We start from the raw sequence: 21,909 nt of genomic DNA, 5'->3' as shown, positions 1-21,909 counted from the left end.
AGTCACACGGCCTCGTCGCGCAGCTTCGCCTTATGGATCTTGCCGGCCGGCGTCAGCGGCAATTGCTCGCGCAGCACGATCTGCCGGGGCATCTTGTAGTCGGCGATGCGCCCGTCGCAATGCGCGAGCAGCGCGTCCACCGAGAGGCTGATGCCCTCCCTGGGCACGACGAAGTAGCGGCCGACCTCGCCCAGCACCGGGTCGGGCACGCCGATGCCGGCCACCATCAGAACGCCCGGATGGCTCGCGATCAATGCCTCGACCTCGGCCGGGTAGACGTTGAAGCCGCCCTGGATGTACATGTCCTTCATGCGGCCCTTGAGCGTGATGAAGCCCCGGGCGTCCACCATCCCGAGATCGCCCGTGTGCAGCCATCCGTCGGCGAAGGCACCGCTCGCCTCGGCCGCGCCGATGTAGCCGCGCACCACGCCCAGGCCGCGAAAGCACAGCTCGCCGATCTCGCCATGCGGCAGCACGGCACCGCCGGGGGCAAGCACCTTTACCTCCACGCCCTGCAAGGGCTGGCCGATGGCCTGCATGAGGTCGTCGTCGGCGCAGTCCGCGGGCGACATCACCAGCGCGCCCGACGACTCGGACAGCCCGTAGAGGTTCATGACCGTCGCCGCCGGCATGCGCGCCTTCAGTTGCCCGAGCAAGGTGGCGTCGGCGTTCGAGCCGCCGGTGACGATGAGCCGCACGCTGTCCAGGTCGACCGATGCCGACGACGGATGCATCAGCAGCAGCGTCAGCATGGTCGGCACGCCCACCAGCAAGGCGGGCGGATGGCGCCGGATCATGTCGAGCACGGTCTGCGCCTTGAAGGTGCCGACCAGTTCGCAACTGCCCCCGGCCAGCAGCTGCGCCAGCACGCCGCAGGTGATGCCGCCCACATGGTTGAGCGGATTGCCCAGCTGCAGCAGCTCGCCGGGCCGCACGCCCGTGTGCTGCGACTGTCCCCATGCCGAGGCCAGCATGCTGGCGTGCGTGAGCGCGCAGCCCTTGGGCCGACCCGTGGTGCCGGAGGTGTAGATCACCATCGCGAGGTCGTCCGCCTGCACCTGGGCGGACGCATCGTCGAGCAGCGGACGCTGCACCGGCATGGCCGCCATTTCGGCGAAGCGCGCGCCATCGAATGTCACCACCTGGCGCAGCGCCGGCAATTGCGGCGCCAGGCGTTCGAACATCGCCGCGCAATCGAAGTCGTCCACCTGCTCGACCGTGAACACCGCCTGGCAGGCACTGTCGGCCAGCATGAACGCGAGTTCGCTGTCGCGGTAGCGTGGGCTCAGCGCCACCACGGCCACGCCGATGCGTGCCGCCGCAAAGAACAGCTGCAGCCATTCGATCCGGTTCGGCGACAGCAGCGCGATGCGCCCGCCCCGGCGCAGGCCCATGTCCAGCAGGGCAACGGCGAGGTGTTCGCTGGCCTGCGCGGCCTGGCCGAAGCTGAACCCGCGTTCGCCGTCGATGTAGGCCGTGACCTGGGGATGCCGCCGCGCGGCGCGATCCAGCGCTTCGAAGAGTTTCAGGTCGTTCTCGGGTCCGGCAAAAGACATGGCGTGGCGGGATGAAAGCAAGGGGTGGGCGCAGCGTAGGCCGTGGCCCCGGCGTTGGCTTGCGTCAACAGGCTGGCGGTGCCGAAGGACCGCAGGAGCTAAGGGAATCCCCGCCCTGCCCGCCCCCCGTGCCATCGGGATACTCCGGTTGTTACACCACGGACATCCGAAGCGGGTCCATTCCAAAGGCACAACAACCCATGGCAGGCAAAAACTCGCTCCACCCGATCCCGCATCCGGCGAAGAAACCCTTCGTCGGGAACCTGCTGTCGATCGGCTCCGACTCTCCCGTGCTCGACATGTGGAAGATCGCGCAAGACCTCGGTGGCATCTACTGGCTCGACATGCCGGGCATGCCGGTGATCGTGGTGTCGTCGCCCGCGCTGGTCGACGAACTCTGCGAAGAAGCACGCTTCGACAAAAGTACACGCGGTGCATTGCGGCGGCTGCGTGCCGCGTCGCACGGGCTCTTCACTTCAGACACGCATGAAGAGACCTGGTCGAAGCCGCACAACATCCTGCTGGCCAACTTCAGCCAGCGTGCGATGCAGGCCTACCACCCGATGATGCTGGACATCGCGAGCCAGCTGGTCACCAAGTGGGAGCGCCTGAACTTCGACGAAGAGGTGGACGTGGTGCGCGACATGACCGCGCTCACGCTCGACACCATCGGCCTGTGCGGCTTCGGCTACCGCTTCAACTCGTTCTACCGCGAGGGCTTCCATCCTTTTGTCGATGCGATGGTGCGCACGCTGGAGACGGTGCAGAACCGGCGTGGCCTGCCGCTCGAAGAGCTGATGCTGAAGAAGGAGCTGGCGCAGCAGCGCAAGGACATCCGCTTCATGCACAAGATGGTGGAAGACATCATCGAGGAGCGGCGTGCCAGCGGCGCCGACATCGCCACCAAGCCCGACCTGCTGAGCTACATGATCGCGGGCGTGGACAAGAAGAGCGGCGAGAAGCTCGACGACAAGATGATCCGCGACGAGTGCATCGAATTCCTCATCGCGGGGCACGAGACCACCAGCGGCCTGCTGTCCTTTGCCACCTACTTCCTGCTGAAGAACCCCGAGGCGCTGGCCAAGGCGCAGGCCGAGGTCGACAGCGTGTTCGGCCCCGACACCACGCAGAAGCCCACCTATGCGCAGGTCAATCGACTGCAGTACGTGATGCAGGTGCTGAAGGAGGCGCTGCGCCTGTACCCGACGGCGCCGGCCATTGCGATGCGCGCGAAGGAAGACACGACCATCGGTGGCCAGTACACGATCAAGAAGAAGAACATGGTCATCATGCATGCGCTGGCGCTGCACCGTGACAAGGGCATCTGGGGCGAGGACGCCGACGAATTCAACCCCGACCACTTCAGCCGCGAGGCCGAGCGCGAGCGGCCGGTGAATGCCTTCAAGCCCTTCGGCAACGGGCAGCGCGCGTGCATCGGGCGGCAGTTCGCACTGCAGGAGGCAGTGCTCACGCTGGGCATGATCCTGCAGCGCTTCAACCTCGTGGACCACACGAACTACAAGCTGAAGATCAAGGAAGCGCTGACGATCAAGCCCGAGGGCTTCAAGATCAAGGCGCTGCTGCGCGACCCGGCCACGCGCCCGCGCGGCCACATGGCCGATGCGGTGGCCGCGCCCGCCCAGCCCACGCAGCCGGCCGCGCGCAAGCCGCAGGCGGCACGCCACGGCACCTCGCTGCTGGTGCTGCAGGGCTCCAATCTCGGCACGGCCGAAGACCTGGCGCGGCAACTGGCCGAGGCCGGCGAGATGCGCGGCTTCTCGACCCAATTGGCATCGCTCGACGACTACGCCGAGCGCCTGCCGGCCAACGGCGCGGTGGCGATCGTCTGCGCCTCGTACAACGGCGTGGCGCCCGACAACGCGGCCGAGTTCCACCGCTGGCTCGACAAGGCCGACGATTCGCTCAACGGCGTGCGCTTCAGCGTCTTCGGCTGCGGCAACACCGACTGGGTCGCCACCTACCAGGCCGTGCCGCGCCGCATCGACGAACGGCTCGAGGCATTGGGCGCCGACCGCGTGCATCCACGCGGCGAAGGCGATGCGCGCGAGGACATGGACGGCGCTTTTCAAGACTGGAGCGACGCGCTCTGGCCCGAGCTGGTGAAGGCCTTCGGCATCAAGACCGGTGCCGACACACCCGTGCAGAGCGAGCCGCTCTACACGCTCGAAGAACTGCCGCCACCGCAGAAGAACGCGCTGGTCGATGCGCTCGGCGCGGTGGCGTTGCGCGTCATCGAGAACCGCGAGCTGCAAAGCGGCGGCGGTGGCAACGGCGAGGCCGGGCGCTCCACGCGCCACGTCGAGCTGACGTTGCCCGAAGGCGTGATCTACCGCGCCGGCGACCACCTGAGCGTGGTGCCGCGCAACAGCCCCGCGCAGGTCGAACGCGCGATGGCGCGCTTTGGTTTCGACCGCTCGGCCCATGTGCGGCTGCATGCCGGTGCGGGGCGCAAGGCGGCGCTGCCGGTGGACCAGGTGATTGCCGTCGACCGCCTGCTGGGCGACTACGTCGAGCTGCAGGACGTGGCCACGCGCAAGCAGATCGCCACGCTCGCGGCCTACACCGAGTGCCCCTTCACCAAGCCGAAGCTGGTGGCGCTGTCGGGCAGCGACGAAGCCTCGCAGGCCGCGTACAAGGCCGAGGTGCTGCACAAGCGCAAGTCGCTGCTCGAACTGCTGGAAGAACACCGCGCCTGCCAGGTGCCGTTCGCGGTGTTCCTCGAAATGCTGTCGCCGCTCTCGCCGCGCTACTACTCGATCTCGTCGTCGCCGACGATGACGCCCGGCCGCTGCAGCGTCACGGTGGGCGTGGTGAGCGCGCCGGCGCTGTCGGGCAACGGCACCTTCGAGGGCGTGTGTTCCAACTACCTGGCGCGCGCCGAGGCGGGAGACACGGTGCACGGCGTGATCCGCGAGACCACGGCCGAAGGCTTCCGGCTGCCGGAGGACAAGGGCCGCCCGCTCATCATGGTCGGGCCCGGCACGGGCCTCGCGCCGTTTCGCGGCTTCCTGCAGGAGCGGGCCGCGCAGGTCGAGGCGGGCGAAGCGCTGGGCGATGCCCTGCTCTTCTTTGGCTGCAGGCATCCGGCGCAGGACTTCATCTACGCCGAAGAGCTGAAGGCCTGGGCCCATCGCGGCGTGATGAAGCTGCACACCGCGTTCTCGCGTTCGGGCGAGCGCAAGGTCTACGTGCAGGACCTGATCCGCGAGCAAGCGGCGCATGTCTGGAAGCTGCTCGAAGCGGGTGCCGTGGTCTACGTGTGCGGCGACGGTTCGCGCATGGAACCCGACGTGCGGCGCACGCTGAGCGACCTGGCGCGCGAGCACGGGCACGACAGCACGGCATGGATGGACAAGATGATTGCGGACCAGCGCTATGTGCTGGACGTGTGGGCCGGAAGCTGACAGGAAGCCCGTGGGGCCTCAGGCCTCCAGTGCTGACATATGACCCTCGAGGGCGCCAAGGAGTCGACCACGGGCATCTGCGCCTCGCGGTTGCAATGAGCCCACTACGCCACAAGTGATGTAACTCATAGTCACGCGGTCCCATCGGATGATTTGAGCGACAGCAACCTATCGTGTTACTGGCGTTTCAGGCTCGGATTGCTACGATTTGCTTCGTCAGTCAGAACATCTGGGAGATCTCATGCCAATAGGCACCACGCAGCTTGCGCGTGTTCTCACCGCTTCCTCGTCTGCGATGCCTGTGTTCGGCAACGAACCGGCACTGGAGCCCATCGCGATTGAAGGCGATGAAAGCCTGAGCAGCCTTTTTCGCTATACCCTGACCCTCGCCACCCCCGAGCAGCAGGGCTACAACGAGCGTCAGGCGGCCAATGTCGCCGTCAAGCAGTTGATCGGCGAGGCTCTCACCACGCACGTTGTTCTCGATGGCAGGCCCGGCGAAGGCCCACAGCAGCGCCACATCTCGGGGCTGGTCACACGCGTGCGCTTCCTGCGCTTGGAAAATCGCCGCGCGTTGTACGAAGCTGTCGTCGAGCCTTGGCTCACCCTGGCAACACGCACGAGCGACTACCGCATCTTCCAGAACGAGGACGTGTTGGGCATTACCAAGACGGTTCTCGGCAAATACGGGTTGCCCTACGAGATCCGGGCCACACGGAACTATCCGGCCCGTGAGTTCCAGGTCCAGTACGGGGAGACCGATTACGACTTCATTGCGCGGCTGCTGCACGAGTGGGGCCTGTACTACTACTTCGTGCACGAAGAGAGCAGCCACAAGCTGGTCATCGTGGACGATATGGCTTCTCACGAGCCCTTCGCGCATGCGGGCTATCAAACCATTCCTTTCCATGCCGCCGACGCAACCGTGCGCGAGGAACGCTGTGACCGCTTCAATGCGCATGAGGAATTGCAAAGCGGCCGCTGGGTCACCGACGACTTCGACTTCAAGCGTCCGAAGGCCGAGTTGCAGCAGGTCAGTGCCATGCCGCGCAAGACCGCGCAAAACACGTGGGAACACTACAGGTGGCCAGGCGACTACATCGTCGAATCCGAAGGCGAGCAATTGGTGCGCACGCGCATGGAAGAGACCGGCAGCCAGGGCGAACGCGCCGTCGGCTCCGGCAACCTGCGTGCAGTGGTTCCTGGCTGTCTGCTCACGCTGGAGCGCCATCCCCAGAACGAAGCGAATCGGCAGTACCTCGTGACGCACACGCACCTGCGACTGCAGGACGTGGGCGATGCGAGCTCGCAGCAGGAGTTCGAATGCCGGGTGGACTTCGAGGTCATCCCGACGAGCAAGGTTTTTCGTGCGCCAGTGCCACCGGTGCCCAGACCGCGCACCACAGGGCCTCAAACTGCCATCGTCACCGGCCCGGCGGGCCGCGAGATCTGGACCGACGAATACGGCCGTGTGAAACTCAGCTTTCATTGGAACCGCTATTGCACCAAGGACGAAAACAGCTCGTGCTGGATTCGCGTTTCTTCGCCTTGGGCTGGCACCAATTTCGGCGGCATCCAGATTCCGCGCATCGGCCAGGAGGTGATCGTCGACTTCGAGAACGGCGACCCCGATCGTCCTATCGTGACTGGCCGGGTCTACAACGCCGACAACATGCCCCCATGGACGTTGCCGACCAACGCAACGCAAAGCGGCCTGCTTACCCGTAGCTCCGAAGGAGGCAACGACACCAACGCCAACGCCTTGCGCTTTGAGGACAGGAAGGGCCAGGAACAGATATGGCTGCATGCCGAGCGAAACCAGGACATAGAGGTCGAGCATGACGAGACCCATTCGGTGGGCCGCGACCGCAACAAGAAGGTGGGCCGCAACCAGATAGCCACGATCGGCATGACCTACATGCACAACGTGGGCCTGGCCAAGATGGTGAACATCGGGCTGGCCTACTCCTTCAACGTCGGCATGCTGCGCAACACCGTCGTCGGAATGATGGACAACACCATGGTCGGCAAGACCCAGACCACCAAGGTCGGCGAGAAGTACCTGCTGTCCGTGGGCGGAGACAAGGGCAGCCACATCGAGATGGACGGCAAGACCATCTCTTTGCGGGTGGGCGCATCGGTGGTGCAGCTCAAGGCCGACGGCTCGATCGCTGTCACAGGCAAGAAGATCAACATCACGGCCCAGGGCGACGACGTGACCGTCAACGGCGAGCACATCTGGCTCAACCCCAAGGGCGGTGGCGCCGCTCTGCAACCCAACGCGGTTCCGACCCCACCGCCGGCTGAACCGCCGGGCAGTCCGCTGGCGAGCCTGGGTGCACTGATGGATGGCAACCCCGCCGACCTGCTTGGCAAGGCGGGACAGCTCGCCTCGATCGCGCAGCAGGTGACCGGGGTAGGCGAAGCTGCAGGCCATGCGACACAAGTCCTCGGCACTGTCTCAGCCGCAGTCTCCGCCGGAGTCGGGATGCTGGCAGCGGACAAGGGCAACGCCCATGGCTGAGCCCGCGCCGCCGATCCCCGCACCGCGCCTTGGGCAACTGCGCAACGACACCCCCTTTCCACACTTCCAGTTCGACAAGATGGGTAAAGGGCGGCGCTTCCACGACGTCGTGGTGGTGTGCGCGAGCTTCGTGCTCGCGCCCGGCGGGCTCGAACCGGCGGTGCTTCACCGTGGTCCGGTCTTCGCCGACGAGCCCTGGGACGCCGCGCGCGCCGCGCTGTCGAGCTTGCGCATGGCAACCGACGTGCTGCTGCTCAAGCCCGGCACCGATGTCTATGTGACGGGCACCGCACACGCCCTCGACTGGACACCGCTGCGCGAATGGCACGCGGAACTGCAGGTGCACCGGCAGCACGCGCCGCTGCTGCACAAGGTGCTGCGCCTGACCGGGCCGCGCCACTGGGACTGGCAACCGGCTGCGGCACAGCGCAGCCTGTCCGATCCAGAGCCCACGCTTGCTGTGCCGCTGCGCTACGAGCTCGCCTACGGCGGGTGGGGATTCGACCGGGGTGACGCCCCGTCGGCCCCCCCTCGCACCCATCCGGCCAACCCCTGTGGAACTGGATGGTTCGGCAGTGCAGCCCGCGAGGATCATCCCGGAGCACGCCATGCGGCCGGACAGCCGTTTTCCGGGCCGCAGATCGAACGCGCCGACGCACCGCTGCAGCACGCAAACCACGAGGACGCGCAGCCAGCTGGCTTCGGGCCCGTCGCGCGCTTCTGGCAGCCGCGCGTCGCGCTGGCGGGAACTTACGACGACGCCTGGCGCGAACGCTACGCAGGACAGCCCTACATGGACTACGCCGACGATTTCGACGAGCGTTTCTTCCAGTACGCCCCCGCTGACCAAGTCGTGGCCGGTGGCCTGCGGGGAGACGAATCCCTGCGCATGAGCGGCTTCTTCGCTTCGGCGCCGCACATCGAGGTTCAGCTTCCGAACTTGTGGATCGAGGCGCTGTGTAGGAACGGCGACGGAGCCGAGCGCAGCGAAGCCATGAAGCTTGACACCGTGCACATCGACCTCGACGAGATGCTGGTGCACCTGACCTGGCGGCTCACACTCGACCAGGCGCTGGACACAATAGCGGTGGACCTTTTCGACCGTCCGATTGCAGAGGCTCCCGCAGGGAGTCGCATACCCCAGGGAGTGCCTGCATGAGCGCCGAGAAACACATCGCGGACGCGGAGTCCCGCTTCATGGTGGTCAACGTGGCGCCGGACTTCTGCATTGTCGGCAACCAGATCGTTCCCTTCGACATCGTGTCGATCCTTCCGCCCGAGAAGGCGGCCTACTCGCACACGGTGTTCGCGCGCAGCGAGAAGGTGCTGATGGTCGACAGCATCGTTCAGGGCGTGGCGGGCAACGCGGGCAGCGGTGTGCGCTCGGGGGTCTCGCTCGGCGCGGGCAACGTGAAGATCATCTCTGGCTCGCAGACGGTCTTCGTCGAGAGCCGCGCCGTGGCCCGCCATGGCGACTTGTGCGAGATGAACGGAGCGGCTTGATGAGCTCGACCCCCGACGACAAAAAAACGCTGGGACAAGCGCTGTCCACATCTTCCTCGTCGTCGCCCTCTTTCTCCTTCTCGCCGTCTTCCTTCAACAGCAACGGCACGCTCGGCAGGGTGCTGACCTTCGAGGTGCCCAAGGGACCGATGGTGCGGCGTCGGCCCGGCATCTGCAGCGAGCGGTACGAGCGGGAAAAGGCCGACTTCGAAAAGATACCGTGGTACGAGCGGATGTGGATCGGCACCGATCGCGACGTGCGTCTGGAGCCTACGGATGCACTGCAGGCTGCGAAGACATTTCAGCAGGCATGCGAAAAGATGCCGGATGAAATACCCAAGTCGGCGCTGGACGACAAGCTCCAGCAACTGAACGACCACGACACCGGCAAGAACCCCTTACCGCCCGAACAATCCCTGGAACTCAAGAGAAGGGTTTCCTTCCTGCAGGACGTCTATACACCGGGGCCACGCTGGGAGAGCGGGCTCTCCGGCAGCGAAAGTGCCTGGTTGAGCGCCCAGAATCTGCGCTTCGGCAACTCGCTGGGTATCGCCTTGCTGGGTCCGATCTTCGGTGCCCCTGGCGCAGCGACGCGTGTACTCGGAGGAAGCGAGGAGCACGTGGCAATGGCCAATCAAGTCGGTGCAACCGCATTCGACATGTTCACTGCGCACATGGCTCTCGGTGGAAAGAAGAGTGCCCCCGAGCCTCTGCCAAGACCCGTGGAGAACGCTCGCGGCGCCCCTCTCGAACCGGTCGGCCGGCCCGTTGGAGGAAAGTCTTCGACACAGAATCCGCCACCGGAGCCCCCGGCACAGGGCACTGTAGTTCGACGCCTCCCGCCGCCCCCTCCACCACCGCCAAAGCCTGCGATTCAGTACGACAAGAAGCAACTACAGGCCAAATACAAACATGCCAAAGACTTCGGCGTGAACGATCCTTGGGGCAAGAATGCAGCCGCAAACTATCAGTCAGCCTTGGAAGCGCACGTGCAGGATCCGGGAACACAGATGATCAACGGAACGTATCGTGGCGACACTGTCATCCACTACCTCAATCCCTCCACGGGCTTGAATGTCATGACGGATACTTCTCACAACTTTCTTTCCGGGTGGCGGCTCAACCCGGCCCAGATCAACAACGTCCAAACACGAGGCAGCCTGTGACGAACGACAAGTACGACTTCGACAAGGAAGTGAACATCACTCTGTCTCAAGCCAAGATGGCCATCCTGATGGAAATTTGTACAAAGATTGCCCAGTTTGGCCTCGCCCCGGAAGAAGAGCATGTCTTGAGAGAGATCGAATCCGCAGCCGAGTCAGAAATCGATTTCATCTTCGACCCGGACTACAAATCGATGATGGAGAGCATCAGGAGGAAGCTCAGAGCCGAGCTTGACCTTTAGGGCATAGTCACTCGGTTGCGCCTTCCAGATCTGACGAGGACCGAGAGGCAACCTTCTTCAGCCCTCGCGATCCGGGTCCGGATAGACCAGCGGCCCCAGCAACCCGCGATTGAAGGGCTTCCACTGCCCTTCGGGCTGTGCCAGCCGATCGGCCACCGCATACAGCACGGCAGGATGCCCACCCAGCCCCAGGTGGCTGGCCAGCACTTCGATGTTCTCCGACTGCGGCCCGGTCTTCTCGATGCTGCAGCGCCAGGCGACAACGCCATCGGTGCGGCTGAAGATCGACGTGGTCGGCACCGGCGGCGTGGGCTGCACGAACTTCATGCGGCGCGGGTCGTGCGAGCTCTGGCCGCTCACGCCTTCGTACACGCGCCAGGCATTGGTGGCGCGCGGGCTGCCCGAGAACGGGCTGCCCAGCGTGATGACGTTGCGGATCATCGGCGCATAGGACGACGCCAGCAGCCGCGCATAGACACCGCCCAGGCTCCAGCCGATCACGCTGACCTTCTGGCCGCTCTGCTCGTACAAGGTCTTCAGCAGCTCGACCATGCCGTCCTCGACGCCCTCGCGCGGGCCGAAGTTGCGGCCCTGGCCCCAGCCGTGCGCGTCGTAGCCACGGCTGCTCAGGTAGCGGCGCAGCAGCAGGGTCGATCCATCGCCGGCCACCAGGCCGGGCAGCACGAGCACGGGGTGTCCGTCGCCGCGCGGCGTGAGCTGCAGCAGCGGCCACATGGCGATGCCGGCGCCGGTTTCCCAGAGGGCGCGGGCCTCGGCCAGCAGGAGCAGGCGCGAGGGCGGCGCGATGTGGTCGTGGGTGGCGGTGGTCATGATGGATGTTTCCTTTTTGGTTTTTATCTTCTTCAAGACGAACTTGAGGCTGCTGGAGCCAATGCCCCGTCGGACAACAGCGACATTTATCCGAGGTATTTGCCCCTCAGGTAATCAAGGTAAGCCCTCGATTCGCTCGAAACATACGGAGAAACCAGCGTGAGTGTGTAGAAAGCCGCCAATCCGGGGTCGGCCTGCGCCAGCGCATCGCGCCCCGGCACGAGCCGCTCGAACGACAGCCAGCAGGTGGTGGTGAAGACCATCTGCAGCGCCAGGATGCGGGCCTGCTCGGCGCTGGTCTCGATCACGCCCGAGGCCACCAGCCCTTCGCACAGCGCCTGGGCCGCGAGCAGGTTTTGCGCGGTGAGCGCCTGCGCGCGCTGCCCGAGCGCCGGGTATTCGCTGGCCAGGAAGGCCATGTCGCGGTAGATGAAGCGGTATTCGTCGATGGCCTCGAAGCGCAGATGCAGCGCGAGCCAGAGGTCGTCGATGGCGGCGATGGAGGCCGACGAGCCATTGAGCGCTTCCATGCGCTGCTCGAAGCGCCGGAACAGCCATTCGACGATGAGCTGCTTGGCCTTGAAGTGGTAGTGCAGATTGCCCGGGCTCATGCCGAGCTCGGCTGCGATCTTGTGGGTCGACACGGCGGCGAGGCCTTCCGCATTGAACAGCGCAAGGCTGGTCTGCAGGATGCGATCGCGCGTGGTGTTGGAACTGGCCACAACCGGCGGGCTTGTGCTGCGGGCGGTTCAGCGCTTGCCGCTGTTGCTGCTGCGGCCACGCGGGCCGGCGGCGGGCTTCTCCAGCTTTGCGAGGCGTTCGCGCAGTTGCGCGACCTCGTCGCGCAGCGCTTGCACCTCCTGCACGCTGGGCATGCCCAGGCGCTGCATGGCGGTGGCGACGCGCTGGTCGAACACGTCCTCGAACTTGCGGATGCCGAAACTGTCGAGACCGGGAAAGCCCCGCGTGAGCGCCGCCTTGGCGCCGGCGCCGAGGGTGGCGTCGACCTTGCCATGCCCGATGCCGAGCAGGCCTTCGATCACGTTGGCCTGTCGCTTGGCGACGTCGTTGCGCACGTTGTCCAGTGCCTTGAGGCCGGCCCGCAGCAGGCCTTCGGCCTTGCCGGGCGCTTCGGCTTTTTTGGCAGCGGGCGCCGCCTTGCGGGGCGCTGCTTTCTTCTTCGCGGCAGGGGTCTTCCTGGCAGGCGCCGCCTTCTTCTTCAACTTTGCAGTTTCGTCAGGAAGGGTCGCCATGCAGTGCTCCAGATACCGGAAAAAAGGAAAAGGGCGCCATCAGGCGCCCCGGGGTCAGGCTGCCTTGCGGGCAGCAGCGCGGCGAACCGGCTTCTTGGCCACGGCGGCCTTGGCCTTGACGGTGCGCACCGGCTTGGCTTCTTCGGTGCCGCTCACGCGGGCTTCGATCTGCTTGGTGCCGGCGACGATGCGGTCGGCGATCTGCACCGAGACGGTGGCGATCGGCTGGTGAATGGCGCTCAGGGTGTTGATGACCGAGGTGGCCACCGGCGATTCGACGCGGGCCACGCGGCCGGCCACGGTTTCGATGCCGCTGGTGGTGCCGGCGGCAACGCGGTCCATCACGTTCACGATGCGGCTGGTGTCGATGTCCAGGCGGTTGGCCAGGAAACCATTGATCTTTTCCTGCGCGCCGATCAGGTTGGCCTTGACCTGCTCGCTCACCAGCGGAATCTGGCGGTTGCCCAGGAAGTTGCTGTAGCGCGAAGCGGCGCCGCCGAGCAGGCGATGCACGCCGGTGCGGTAGGCGCCGACGAGGGTCTTGCCCGCGTCGTTGTACTGGCCGACGACGTGGATGGCTGCGGAAGCGATGGTGGTTTGCGTGGACATGGTGATTTCCTTGAAGTTGATGGGCTCGTTCGCGGTGAATCGCGATGGGCCCATCTTCTTCCGCGGGGCCTAGGCCTGGAAAACTAGAACGGTTGGAAATCTAGTCCAACTGCCCCAATTTTTGCCAGGCCGGGCCAGCCGATCATGCCGCAGCAGCCCTGGGCGCCCCGGCGCGCTTGGCCGGTGCGGCAGCCTTGCGGGCCACGGGCTTGGGCGCGGCCTTCTTCGCCACGGTCTTGATGGCTGTCTTGGCCGCGGTCTTTGCGGGCGCCTTCCGGGCCACGGCCTTGACCGGCGCGGCGGCCTTGCGGCTGGCGCTCACGGGAGCCTTCTTGCGCGCGGCGGGCTTCTTTGCAGCGGGCGCGGCCTTGGCAGCTGCGGCTGGCGCGGGTTCGTCGGCGGGCGCTAGGGCTGCCGCCTTCGCTGGCGCGGCAGTGGCCCCCGCGGCGGCCGGATGCTTGTGCGTGAGGTCCATCAGCAGCTTGTGCTCGGCCAGCATGTAGTCGCCGATCTCGGTGATGTCGGGCACGGCGCGGCGGCAGGCGATCAGGCCGTAGTCCATGCGGCCGTTGTAGCTCTGCACCGTCACGTTCAGGGCCGTGCCGTGGCTGGCGATCGACACCGGGTAGTAGCAGGTGACCAGCGCCCCCGCGAAGTACATCGGAAACGGCGCGCCCGCCACGTTGGAGATGGCCACGTTGGCCGCCGGCGGCAGCAGGTTGACGATGCCCGAGCGCCCCACCATCGAGGCGATGCCCGACACCAGCCAGGGCGCGGCGAAGGTCGGGAAGTCGTCGAGGATCACGGCCTTGAAGCGGTTCATCGTCGACTTCGAACTGGTCGACGAGGCGTTGATGGCCTTCAGCCGCTGGATCGGGTCGGTGATGTCGGTCGCCAGGCTCACGAGGATCATGCTGGCCTGGTTGTTGGCCGTCTGGTCGCCCGCTTCGCGCAGGCTCACCGGCACGCCGGCCACCAGCGGCTTGGCAGGCAGCTCGTTGTTGTCGGCCAGGTAGTGGCGCAGCGCACCGGCCACGGTGGCCATGACCACGTCGTTGAGCGACACGCCGAAATGCTTGGCGATGTACTTGGTCTCGGCCAGCGAGATGGTGCGGCCGGCAAAGGTGCGCTGGTTGGTGATCGACACATTGAGCGAGGTGCGCGGCGCGAAGAGGTTGAACTTCTTCGGCGCGGCGGCGGCGTCTTTCTCGGCCGCCTTCTCGTCGGGCCTGGCCAGGCCGCCGAGCGCGCGCGCAATGGCGGGCGCCATCTTGAAGAGCTTCACGTACTGCTGCGCGGTGTTGCGCAGCGCGGCGGTGGCAAGCTCGGCCATGCCCAGCTGGTAGCCGCTCGCACGTGGGCGCGAGCGCGGCGGCTTCACCACGCGGCCCGTGGGCTCCAGGTCGAAGATGGCCTTGCCGACTTCCACGCCGGCCTGCCCGTCGATGCCCGCGTGGTGCACCTTGGTATAGAGCGCCACCTGCCCGCTCTTCAGGCCATCGATGATGAAGAACTCCCACATCGGCCGGCTGCGGTCGATGAGCGTGGAATGCAGCCGCGCCACGTACTGCTGCAACTGCCGGTTGGTTCCGGGCTTGGGCAGCGTGATGTGGCGCACGTGGTAGTCGAGGTCGATGTCGTCGTCCTCCACCCACACCGGGTTGGTCATGTCGAAGGGCATCAGCGCGAGCTTGCGCGTGAACACGTCGGCCAGGTGGATGCGGCTGGCCATGAACTTCTTGGCGTCTTCGTAGAAGTCGCCCTTGTAGCCCTTGGGCAAGTCCAGCACGTTGAGCGAGCCCACGTGCATCGGCATCTCGGGGGTCTCCAGGTGCAGGAAGGTGGCATCAAGACCGCTCAGGTGTTTCATGTGTTGTGTCTCCTTGGTGGGGCATGCGCCGATTGGCAGGATACCGTGCACATCGCGTTTAGGGGCCTCGCCTTCTTCAGTGTTTCCACCGGGGGGAAGGCACCGGCGGGACAGGGGTTTGCCCCAAGTAATGCCAAAGTGCCCGTGGTGCGTTGGCACAAACAAAGGGTGCCAACAAACCGGTCTGCGGCATGGGCCCGAACAAAGGCTCACAGACCTTTCTTTCACGGGGGCTTCGTACACTGGCCCCATGACACAAAGCCTTCCTCCGCAGCAGCAACCGCAACCACAGCCGCAAGACGACGCACACCTCTGGCTCGAAGACATCGACGGCGATGCGCAACTGGCCTGGGCCCGGCAGGAGAACGCGAAGACCGTGCAGGCCCACGCGCAGTCGCCCGCGTTCAAGGCGCTCGAGCAGGGCATCCTCGAGGTGCTCGACTCCGACGAGCGCATTCCCATGGTCCGCAAGATCGGCCCGGGCTACTACAACTTCTGGCGCGACAAGGCCCATCCGAAGGGCCTCTGGCGCCGCACCACGCTGGCCGAGTACCGCAAGCCGCAGCCCGCATGGGAGACCGTGCTCGACCTCGACGCGCTGGCCGCGGCCGACGGCGAGAACTGGGTGTGGCACGGCGCCGACTGCCTCGACCCCGACTACAAGCGCTGCCTGATCTCGCTGTCGCGCGGCGGCGCCGATGCCGACGTGGTGCGCGAGTTCGATCTTGAGGCCAAGCAGTTCGTCGAAGGCGGCTTCACGCTGCCCGAGGCCAAGAACCACGTGGGCTGGAAAGACATCGACCACCTCTACGTGGCCACCGACTTCGGCCCCGGCTCGATGACCAGCTCCAGCTACCCGCGCATCGTGAAGGAATGGAAGCGCGGCACGCCGCTGGCCAGCGCCGTCACGGTGTACGAAGGCGCGCACGAGGACATGTCGGTCAGTGCCTACCGCGACAACACGCCCGGCTTCGAGCGCGACTTCGTGTCGCGCCAGATCGACTTCTATGAAAGCGAGACCTGGCTGCGCCACGCCGACGGGCAACTCGTCAAGATCGACGTGCCCGACGACTCCAACATGGAGGTCACGCGCGAGTGGATGCTGATCGAGCCGCGCGAAGACTGGGCCGTGGGCGGCACGACCTACGTCTCGGGCTCGCTGCTGGCCACGAAGTTCGACGACTTCATGGCGGGCAAGCGCGAGATCACGGTGCTGTTCGAGCCCGACGACACCACCGCGCTCGACGGCCATTCGTGGACGCGCCACCACCTGATCCTGAACGTGATGCACGACGTGGTGAACCGCCTCGAAGTGCTCACGCCCCCCGCCGGCGGCACCGGCGCGTGGACGCGCGAAAGCCTGGGCGGCGCGCCCGCGCTCTCGACCATCGACGCCGGCGGCATCGACGAGGACGAGAACGACGACTACTTCCTGACGGTGAGCGGCTTCCTGCAGCCGACCACGCTCTACATCGGCACCATCGGCCAGGGCGAGCCCCAGGTGCTGAAAGACAGCCCCGCCTTCTTCGATGCCTCGCGCTACCGGGTGAGCCAGCATTTCACGGCCTCGAAAGACGGCACGCGCGTGCCCTACTTCGAGATCGCCGCCAAAGACCTGGTCGCCAACGGCAAGAACCCGACGCTGCAATACGCCTACGGCGGCTTCGAGATTTCGCTGCAACCCAGCTACAGCGGCAGCATCGGCCGCGCATGGCTCGACCAGGGCGGCGTGTACGTCATCGCCAACATCCGTGGCGGCGGCGAATACGGCCCGCGCTGGCACCAGGCGGCACTGCAAGAGAACCGGCTGCGCACCTGCGAAGACTTCGCGGCCGTGTCCGAAGACCTGTTCGCGCGCCACATCACCTCGCCTGCGCACCTGGGCGCGATGGGCGGCAGCAACGGCGGCCTGCTGATGGGCAACATGCTCACGCTGTACCCGCAGCTCTACGGCGCCATCGTGAGCGAGGTGGCGCTGCTCGACATGAAGCGCTACACGCACCTGTCGGCCGGCGCTTCATGGATCGCCGAGTACGGCGACCCGGACCAGCCCGAAGAGTGGGCCTGGATCAAGGCCTTCTCGCCCTACGAGAACGCGAAGCCGGGCCAGGCGTATCCGCCCGCCCTCTTCACCACCTCGACGCGCGACGACCGCGTGGGCCCGGTGCACGCGCGCAAGATGCACGCGAAGATGGTCGGGCTCGGCCACGACAGCAGCTTCTACGAAAACATGGAAGGCGGCCACAGCGCGGCGGCGGACAACAAGGAGTCGGCCTTCATGGATGCGCTGGGCTACGCGTACCTGTGGCATCACATCCGGTAGACCCTTAAGGCGGCAAAGCGATAGAGTGGCCCGGCCTACTTCATGAAGACCGGCTCCACGACCTGCCCGCTGCCGTAGCCGTCGTCGTCTTCATAGCGCTGGTAGCGGCGGCGCTCCTGCCGGTCCAGCCGCTCGCGCAGCTCCCCGCAGGTCATGGGGCGGCCGGTGCTGTAGCGGCCGTCCTGGCAGGGGTCGACGGGCCGGCGCCCGGGGTCGTCGAAGCGATGGCGGCGCGCCCACGCTTCGTCGCGGTCCAGCTGCCGAAGGACTTCGGCGCAATCCATGGGCCGGCCCTGGCTGTAGCGGCCATCGCGGCAAGGGTCGTAGGTGGGGGGCTCGCGGTCGAAGACCGACACCACTTCGGCCATCGCCGCGGAGGCGAACCACAACGCCGCCGCCAGGACGATGACCTCCAGAAGCTCGACCGTATAGAAGCTGCGCATGCTGTCTGTTCTCCGCGCCCGGCGGGCGTCGTTCGTTGGCAATGCGGCGGATCTTGTTCCACGAACATGGTGTGAACATGACGTCGGCATCCGGTCGGCAGGGGTCGATGGACGCAATACTGATGCAATGCGGCCTGCCTAAAGTGCGGCACGCCGGGGCTCCGGCGACGCAGCTCTTTTGTTTGGAAGGACATGCACGGTGCGCATCCTGCTGGTGGAAGACGAACCCGAAATGGCGTCGGTGCTGCGCATTGCGCTGCACAAGCGCGGCATCCTCGTGGACCATGCCGACACGCTGGCCAGCGGCGCGCGCCATGTCGACGCCACGCCCTACAACGCGCTGGTGCTCGACCGCCGGCTGCCCGACGGCGACGGCCTGGCACTGGTGTCGGAGCTGCGCGCCGCGGGCAACCCCGTGCCGGTGCTCATGCTCACGGCCCGCGATGCGCTGGACGACCGCGTGGCCGGGCTCGATGCGGGCGCCGACGACTACCTCGGCAAGCCCTTCGCGGTCGAAGAGCTGCTGGCCCGCATCCGCGCCCTGCTCCGAAGGCCGGCCGCCACGCAGGCTGACGCGCTGCAGATCGCGGCGTTGTCTTTCGACTTCACGCATTGCGAAGCCAGCGTCGCCGGGCAGCGGATGGAACTGCCGCGCCGCGAACTGCTGGCGCTCGAAGCGCTGGTGCGGCGCGCCGGCCGCACCGTGCTGCGCGCTGCACTGGAGCGCGCGGTGTTCGGCTTCGACGCGGAGATCCAGTCGAACGCCCTCGAAACGCACGTGTCGCGCCTGCGCAAGAAGCTCGCGGACAGCAGCGCCGGCATCGAGATCTGCAGCATCCGCGGCGTCGGCTACCTGTTGCGGCCGCTGCCATGACGCCACCGGCACCGCCCACGCTCAAGCGCCGGCTGATCCGCCAGCTGGTGCTCCTGCAGGTGGCCATTCAATTGGTGGTGATCGGCGCGCTGGTGGCATCGGGGCATCTGGTCAACTTCAGCTCGCCCGAGAACACCATCGAGATCCTGCAGGAGGCCGTGGCGCGCGATGCGGGCGGCACGCTTTCCATGCGGCCGACGCAACGCCTGATTGCGCTGCGCAAGACCGTGCCGCATCTCTGGTTCTCGATCCGCGACCACCAGGGCCGCCAGGTGGTGGAAGGCCAGATACCGCCCGAGTTCGCGCGCATCGGCGACACGCTGGACGCGGTGCGCCAGGCACGGCTGGGCTGGAACGCGGGCGACCCGCCACGGCAGGCCGCGCGCATGCGCTGGGTCGACTCCGCGGCGGGCGACGTTCAGATCCTGACCGGGCCGGACAGCCCCGTCACCTGGCGCAACCTGGGCCTTGCGCTGTTGCTGCTGGTGGTCGAGCTGGTGTTGCCGATCATGGCGATCACCGTCACGGCAACGCTGCTGGCCACGCACTTCGTGGTGAAGCGGACCTTGACCGGGCTGAACGCGGCAGCGGCACGCGCGGGCCAGATCGACGCCGACCAGCGCGGCGTGCGCCTGCCGCTGTCCGATGTGCCGGGCGAGGTGGCCACGCTGGTGGGCGCCTTCAACGATGCGCTGCAGCGGCTCGACGACGGGCACGCACGCCACGAGCGTTTTCTGGCCGACGCCGCGCACGAGCTGCGCACGCCGCTGGCCATCCTGAACACCCGGCTCGAGAACCTGCCGGACAGCGCCGAGAAGCACCGCCTGCTGGCCGATGCCGCGCGCCTGTCGGTGCTCGCGGGCCAACTGCTGGACCTGCAGCGCATGAAGGGCCATGCCGGCCGGCTGCAGCGCATCGACCTGGTGGAGATGGCACGCGACGTGGTTGCCGAGATGGCGCCGCTGGCGCTGGCCGCGGGCTACGAGATTTCGCTTGAAGCACAGGCGGCATCCGTCGAAGCGGAAGGCGACCGCGATGCGCTGGCGCGCGCGCTGACCAACCTCGTGCAAAACGCCATCGACCACGCGGGCGGCCATGGCAGCGTGGTGGTGCGGGTCGATGCCGCAGGCCATGTCGACGTGATCGACGACGGGCCGGGCATTCCGCAGGCGCAGCGCGCGGATGTCTTCAAGCCCTTCTACCGTGCGCATGCCACCGGGCCCGGTGCCGGACTCGGGCTGAGCCTGGTGCGGGAGATCGTGCGCCAGCACGGCGGCGATGTCTCTCTGCACGACGGCCCCCAGGGCGGTGCACTGTTCCGCATGCGCCTGCCGCTGGCTGGTGCAGGCCGCCCCACTTCTCTTCACCCCTGAGAGCACCCGAATGAAAACACCGGCTGGCAACGACCGGCGGCCGCGGCTGCGCGCCGCGCTGTCATGGATGCTGTGGCCCGCCCTGTACGGGCTGGGCCTGTTCGGCGCGGGGATGGCCTTCGCAAGCCATGCGCCGCTGCTGTGGTTCAACCTCGTGTACCTGTCGCTGGCGCTGGTGATCGCGGTGTTCGAGCGCTGGATGCCGCACGAGCCGCGCTGGCTCGCGGACGACGGTGAGACGCCCTGCAACCTGGCCCACACCCTGCTCACCAAGGGCTCGGCACAGATCGCGGCGGCGCTGGCGGCGAGCTTTCCGATGGCCGTGGCGGCGGTCGCGCAGCCCGCGCTGCGCGTCTCGCTCGGTGTGTGGCCCACGCACTGGCCGCTGGTGGCGCAGGTGGTGCTGGCGCTGGTGATCGCCGAGCTTGGCCTCTATGTGGCGCACCGGTCGGCACACGAGTTGCCGCTGCTGTGGCGCTTTCATGCGCTGCATCACAGCGTGCGACGGCTGTGGGTGCTGAACACCGGGCGCTTTCACGTGATCGACAGCGCCTTCAAGGCCGCGCTCGGCCAGATACCGCTGTACCTGCTCGGCGCGCCATTCACGGTGTTCGCGTGGGTCGGCGCGGTGACCGCCGTGACCGGCCTGTTGACCCATTGCAACATCGAGCTGCGCACCGGCTGGCTCGACCGCGTCTTCAGCACGCCCGCGCTGCATCGCTGGCACCACTCGAAGGTGCTGGCGGAAGGCAACCGCAACTACGGCGAGAACATCGTGCTGTGGGACCTGCTGTTCGGCACCTACCTGCGGCCCGAGCGCCGGCCGCCGGCGGACATCGGCATCGACGGCCATGTCGCGACGCGCTTTTGGGCGCAGCTGCTGCAGCCGCTGACGGCCACGGGCGTGCGGCAGATCATGGGCATGCCGCCGGTTCATCGGCACAATCGGCCATCCCGTTCCCCGCAGGCGGGGGACTCCACCGGCAGCACCTGAGAGCCCGCCCATGAACACCACCCTCGAACTGATTGGCGCGCCGACCGACATCGGCGCCAGCGTGCGCGGCGCCGGCATGGGGCCCGACGCCCTGCGCGTGGCGGGCCTGCCGGAAGCGTTGGCCCGGCAGGGCTTCGAGATCATCGACCGCGGCAACCTCGCGGGCCCGGCCACGCCGTGGGCCCCGCCGGCGAACGGGCTGCGCCACCTCGACGAAGTGATCGCCTGGAACCGCTCGGTCTATGCGGCGGTCGATGCGGCGCTGGGCGCCGGCAACGTGCCGCTGATGATGGGCGGCGACCACTGCCTGGCCATCGGCTCCATCAGCGCGGTGGCATGGCACGCACGCAAGCGCGGCAAGAAGCTGCGCGTGCTGTGGCTCGATGCGCACTCCGATGTCAACACCGAAACCACCAGCCCCAGCGGCAACCTGCACGGCATGCCGGTGTCGTGCCTGCTGGGCCACGGGCCCGCCGTGCTCACGGGCTGGAGCGGCGAGCGCGCGGCGCTGGAGCACGATGCCATCCGCTTCATCGGCATCCGCAGCGTGGACAGCGACGAGAAGGAAGCCATTCGCACGCTGGGCCTGAGCGTGTTCGACATGCGCCACATCGACGAGCACGGCATGCGCACCACCATGATCGAGGCGCTGCAGGACGTGGACGAAGACACGCACCTGCACGTGAGCTTCGACCTGGATTGCCTCGACCCCGGCATCGCGCCCGGCGTGGGCACCGGCGTGCGCGGCGGCCCGACCTATCGCGAGATGCAGCTGTGCATGGAGATGATTTCCGACACCGGGCGGCTCTGCTCGCTCGACGTGGTCGAGCTCAACCCGGCGCTGGATGTGCGCAACCAGACGGCCGAAGTGGCGGTCGAGCTGATCGAAAGCCTGTTCGGCAAATCGACGCTGGTGCGCTGAAGGC

Annotated in this window: 18 protein-coding genes; 11 read left to right on the top strand and 7 right to left on the bottom strand. The window is 66.8% G+C overall.

Annotation, left to right across the window (positions count from 1 at the left end; genetic code table 11):
- Window positions 1-2: 2 nt before the first annotated feature.
- Window positions 3-1,556 carry a class I adenylate-forming enzyme family protein gene (locus ACGLHS_RS30980; RefSeq protein WP_394485636.1) on the bottom strand — a complete coding sequence of 518 codons (1,554 nt, stop codon included), beginning with the start codon at window positions 1,554-1,556 and terminating at the stop codon, window positions 3-5.
- Between the two features lie 200 nt (window positions 1,557-1,756).
- Here ACGLHS_RS30980 and ACGLHS_RS30975 point away from each other — a divergent pair, with 200 nt between their 5' ends.
- From ACGLHS_RS30975 to ACGLHS_RS30950, 6 genes are all read left to right on the top strand, one after another.
- Window positions 1,757-4,981 (top strand): bifunctional cytochrome P450/NADPH--P450 reductase, encoded by a 3,225-nt coding sequence (locus tag ACGLHS_RS30975; protein WP_394485635.1) that lies wholly within the window; start codon window positions 1,757-1,759, stop codon window positions 4,979-4,981.
- A gap of 241 nt (window positions 4,982-5,222) precedes the next feature.
- The gene (locus ACGLHS_RS30970) at window positions 5,223-7,505 is read left to right on the top strand and encodes a type VI secretion system Vgr family protein (protein ID WP_394485634.1); all 2,283 of its coding nucleotides are present in this window, start codon (window positions 5,223-5,225) and stop codon (window positions 7,503-7,505) included.
- Window positions 7,498-8,664 carry a DUF2169 domain-containing protein gene (locus ACGLHS_RS30965; protein WP_394485633.1) on the top strand — a complete coding sequence of 389 codons (1,167 nt, stop codon included), beginning with the start codon at window positions 7,498-7,500 and terminating at the stop codon, window positions 8,662-8,664. The genes ACGLHS_RS30970 and ACGLHS_RS30965 overlap by 8 nt, the downstream gene beginning before the upstream one ends.
- On the top strand, window positions 8,661-9,008 hold the full coding sequence (locus ACGLHS_RS30960; RefSeq protein ID WP_394485632.1) for a PAAR-like domain-containing protein: 348 nt from the start codon (window positions 8,661-8,663) through the stop codon (window positions 9,006-9,008). The genes ACGLHS_RS30965 and ACGLHS_RS30960 overlap by 4 nt, the downstream gene beginning before the upstream one ends.
- On the top strand, window positions 9,008-10,174 hold the full coding sequence (locus tag ACGLHS_RS30955) for a colicin D domain-containing protein (RefSeq protein WP_394485631.1): 1,167 nt from the start codon (window positions 9,008-9,010) through the stop codon (window positions 10,172-10,174). The genes ACGLHS_RS30960 and ACGLHS_RS30955 overlap by 1 nt, the downstream gene beginning before the upstream one ends.
- The gene (locus ACGLHS_RS30950) at window positions 10,171-10,413 is read left to right on the top strand and encodes a hypothetical protein (RefSeq protein WP_394485630.1); all 243 of its coding nucleotides are present in this window, start codon (window positions 10,171-10,173) and stop codon (window positions 10,411-10,413) included. Before ACGLHS_RS30955 ends, ACGLHS_RS30950 begins: the two co-directional genes overlap by 4 nt.
- A 57-nt stretch (window positions 10,414-10,470) precedes the next feature.
- Here ACGLHS_RS30950 and ACGLHS_RS30945 read toward each other — a convergent pair whose 3' ends face one another.
- The 5 genes from ACGLHS_RS30945 to ACGLHS_RS30925 all read right to left on the bottom strand — a co-directional run bounded on the left by ACGLHS_RS30945 (window position 10,471) and on the right by ACGLHS_RS30925 (window position 14,976).
- Window positions 10,471-11,244: a triacylglycerol lipase gene (locus tag ACGLHS_RS30945; protein ID WP_093247194.1), complete on the bottom strand. Its 774-nt coding sequence runs from the start codon at window positions 11,242-11,244 to the stop codon at window positions 10,471-10,473.
- 86 nt (window positions 11,245-11,330) lie between these two features.
- On the bottom strand, window positions 11,331-11,966 hold the full coding sequence (locus ACGLHS_RS30940) for a TetR/AcrR family transcriptional regulator (RefSeq protein WP_093247195.1): 636 nt from the start codon (window positions 11,964-11,966) through the stop codon (window positions 11,331-11,333).
- 27 nt (window positions 11,967-11,993) lie between these two features.
- Window positions 11,994-12,497 (bottom strand): phasin family protein, encoded by a 504-nt coding sequence (locus tag ACGLHS_RS30935; RefSeq protein WP_394485629.1) that lies wholly within the window; start codon window positions 12,495-12,497, stop codon window positions 11,994-11,996.
- Between the two features lie 54 nt (window positions 12,498-12,551).
- Window positions 12,552-13,106 carry a hypothetical protein gene (locus tag ACGLHS_RS30930; protein WP_093247301.1) on the bottom strand — a complete coding sequence of 185 codons (555 nt, stop codon included), beginning with the start codon at window positions 13,104-13,106 and terminating at the stop codon, window positions 12,552-12,554.
- A 142-nt stretch (window positions 13,107-13,248) separates the two neighbouring features.
- Window positions 13,249-14,976, bottom strand: coding sequence for a wax ester/triacylglycerol synthase family O-acyltransferase (locus ACGLHS_RS30925; RefSeq protein WP_394485628.1), 1,728 nt, complete (start codon window positions 14,974-14,976; stop codon window positions 13,249-13,251).
- 250 nt (window positions 14,977-15,226) lie between these two features.
- Here ACGLHS_RS30925 and ACGLHS_RS30920 point away from each other — a divergent pair, with 250 nt between their 5' ends.
- Window positions 15,227-17,299 (top strand): prolyl oligopeptidase family protein, encoded by a 2,073-nt coding sequence (locus tag ACGLHS_RS30920; protein ID WP_394485626.1) that lies wholly within the window; start codon window positions 15,227-15,229, stop codon window positions 17,297-17,299.
- Between the two features lie 35 nt (window positions 17,300-17,334).
- Here the strand turns inward: ACGLHS_RS30920 and ACGLHS_RS30915 are convergent, their stop codons facing one another.
- Window positions 17,335-17,742, bottom strand: a complete 408-nt coding sequence (locus tag ACGLHS_RS30915; RefSeq protein WP_394485625.1) for a hypothetical protein — start codon at window positions 17,740-17,742, stop codon at window positions 17,335-17,337.
- 199 nt (window positions 17,743-17,941) lie between these two features.
- Between ACGLHS_RS30915 and ACGLHS_RS30910 the strand changes: the two genes are divergently transcribed.
- The 4 genes from ACGLHS_RS30910 to rocF are packed head-to-tail and all read left to right on the top strand — an operon-like array spanning window position 17,942 to window position 21,905.
- Window positions 17,942-18,616, top strand: a complete 675-nt coding sequence (locus ACGLHS_RS30910; protein WP_394485623.1) for a response regulator transcription factor — start codon at window positions 17,942-17,944, stop codon at window positions 18,614-18,616.
- The gene (locus tag ACGLHS_RS30905) at window positions 18,613-19,989 is read left to right on the top strand and encodes a sensor histidine kinase (protein ID WP_394485622.1); all 1,377 of its coding nucleotides are present in this window, start codon (window positions 18,613-18,615) and stop codon (window positions 19,987-19,989) included. The genes ACGLHS_RS30910 and ACGLHS_RS30905 overlap by 4 nt, the downstream gene beginning before the upstream one ends.
- Window positions 19,990-19,999: 10 nt before the next feature.
- The gene (locus ACGLHS_RS30900) at window positions 20,000-20,983 is read left to right on the top strand and encodes a sterol desaturase family protein (protein WP_394485620.1); all 984 of its coding nucleotides are present in this window, start codon (window positions 20,000-20,002) and stop codon (window positions 20,981-20,983) included.
- Window positions 20,984-20,993: 10 nt separating this feature from the next.
- Window positions 20,994-21,905 (top strand): arginase, encoded by a 912-nt coding sequence (gene rocF, locus ACGLHS_RS30895; RefSeq protein ID WP_093247203.1) that lies wholly within the window; start codon window positions 20,994-20,996, stop codon window positions 21,903-21,905.
- The last annotated feature ends 4 nt before the right edge of the window (window positions 21,906-21,909 follow it).

The sequence above is a fragment of the Variovorax sp. VaC1 genome (assembly GCF_043658315.1).
In the GTDB taxonomy this organism is placed as follows: domain Bacteria; phylum Pseudomonadota; class Gammaproteobacteria; order Burkholderiales; family Burkholderiaceae_C; genus Variovorax.
This window is presented reverse-complemented; position numbering and strand designations above follow the sequence as displayed.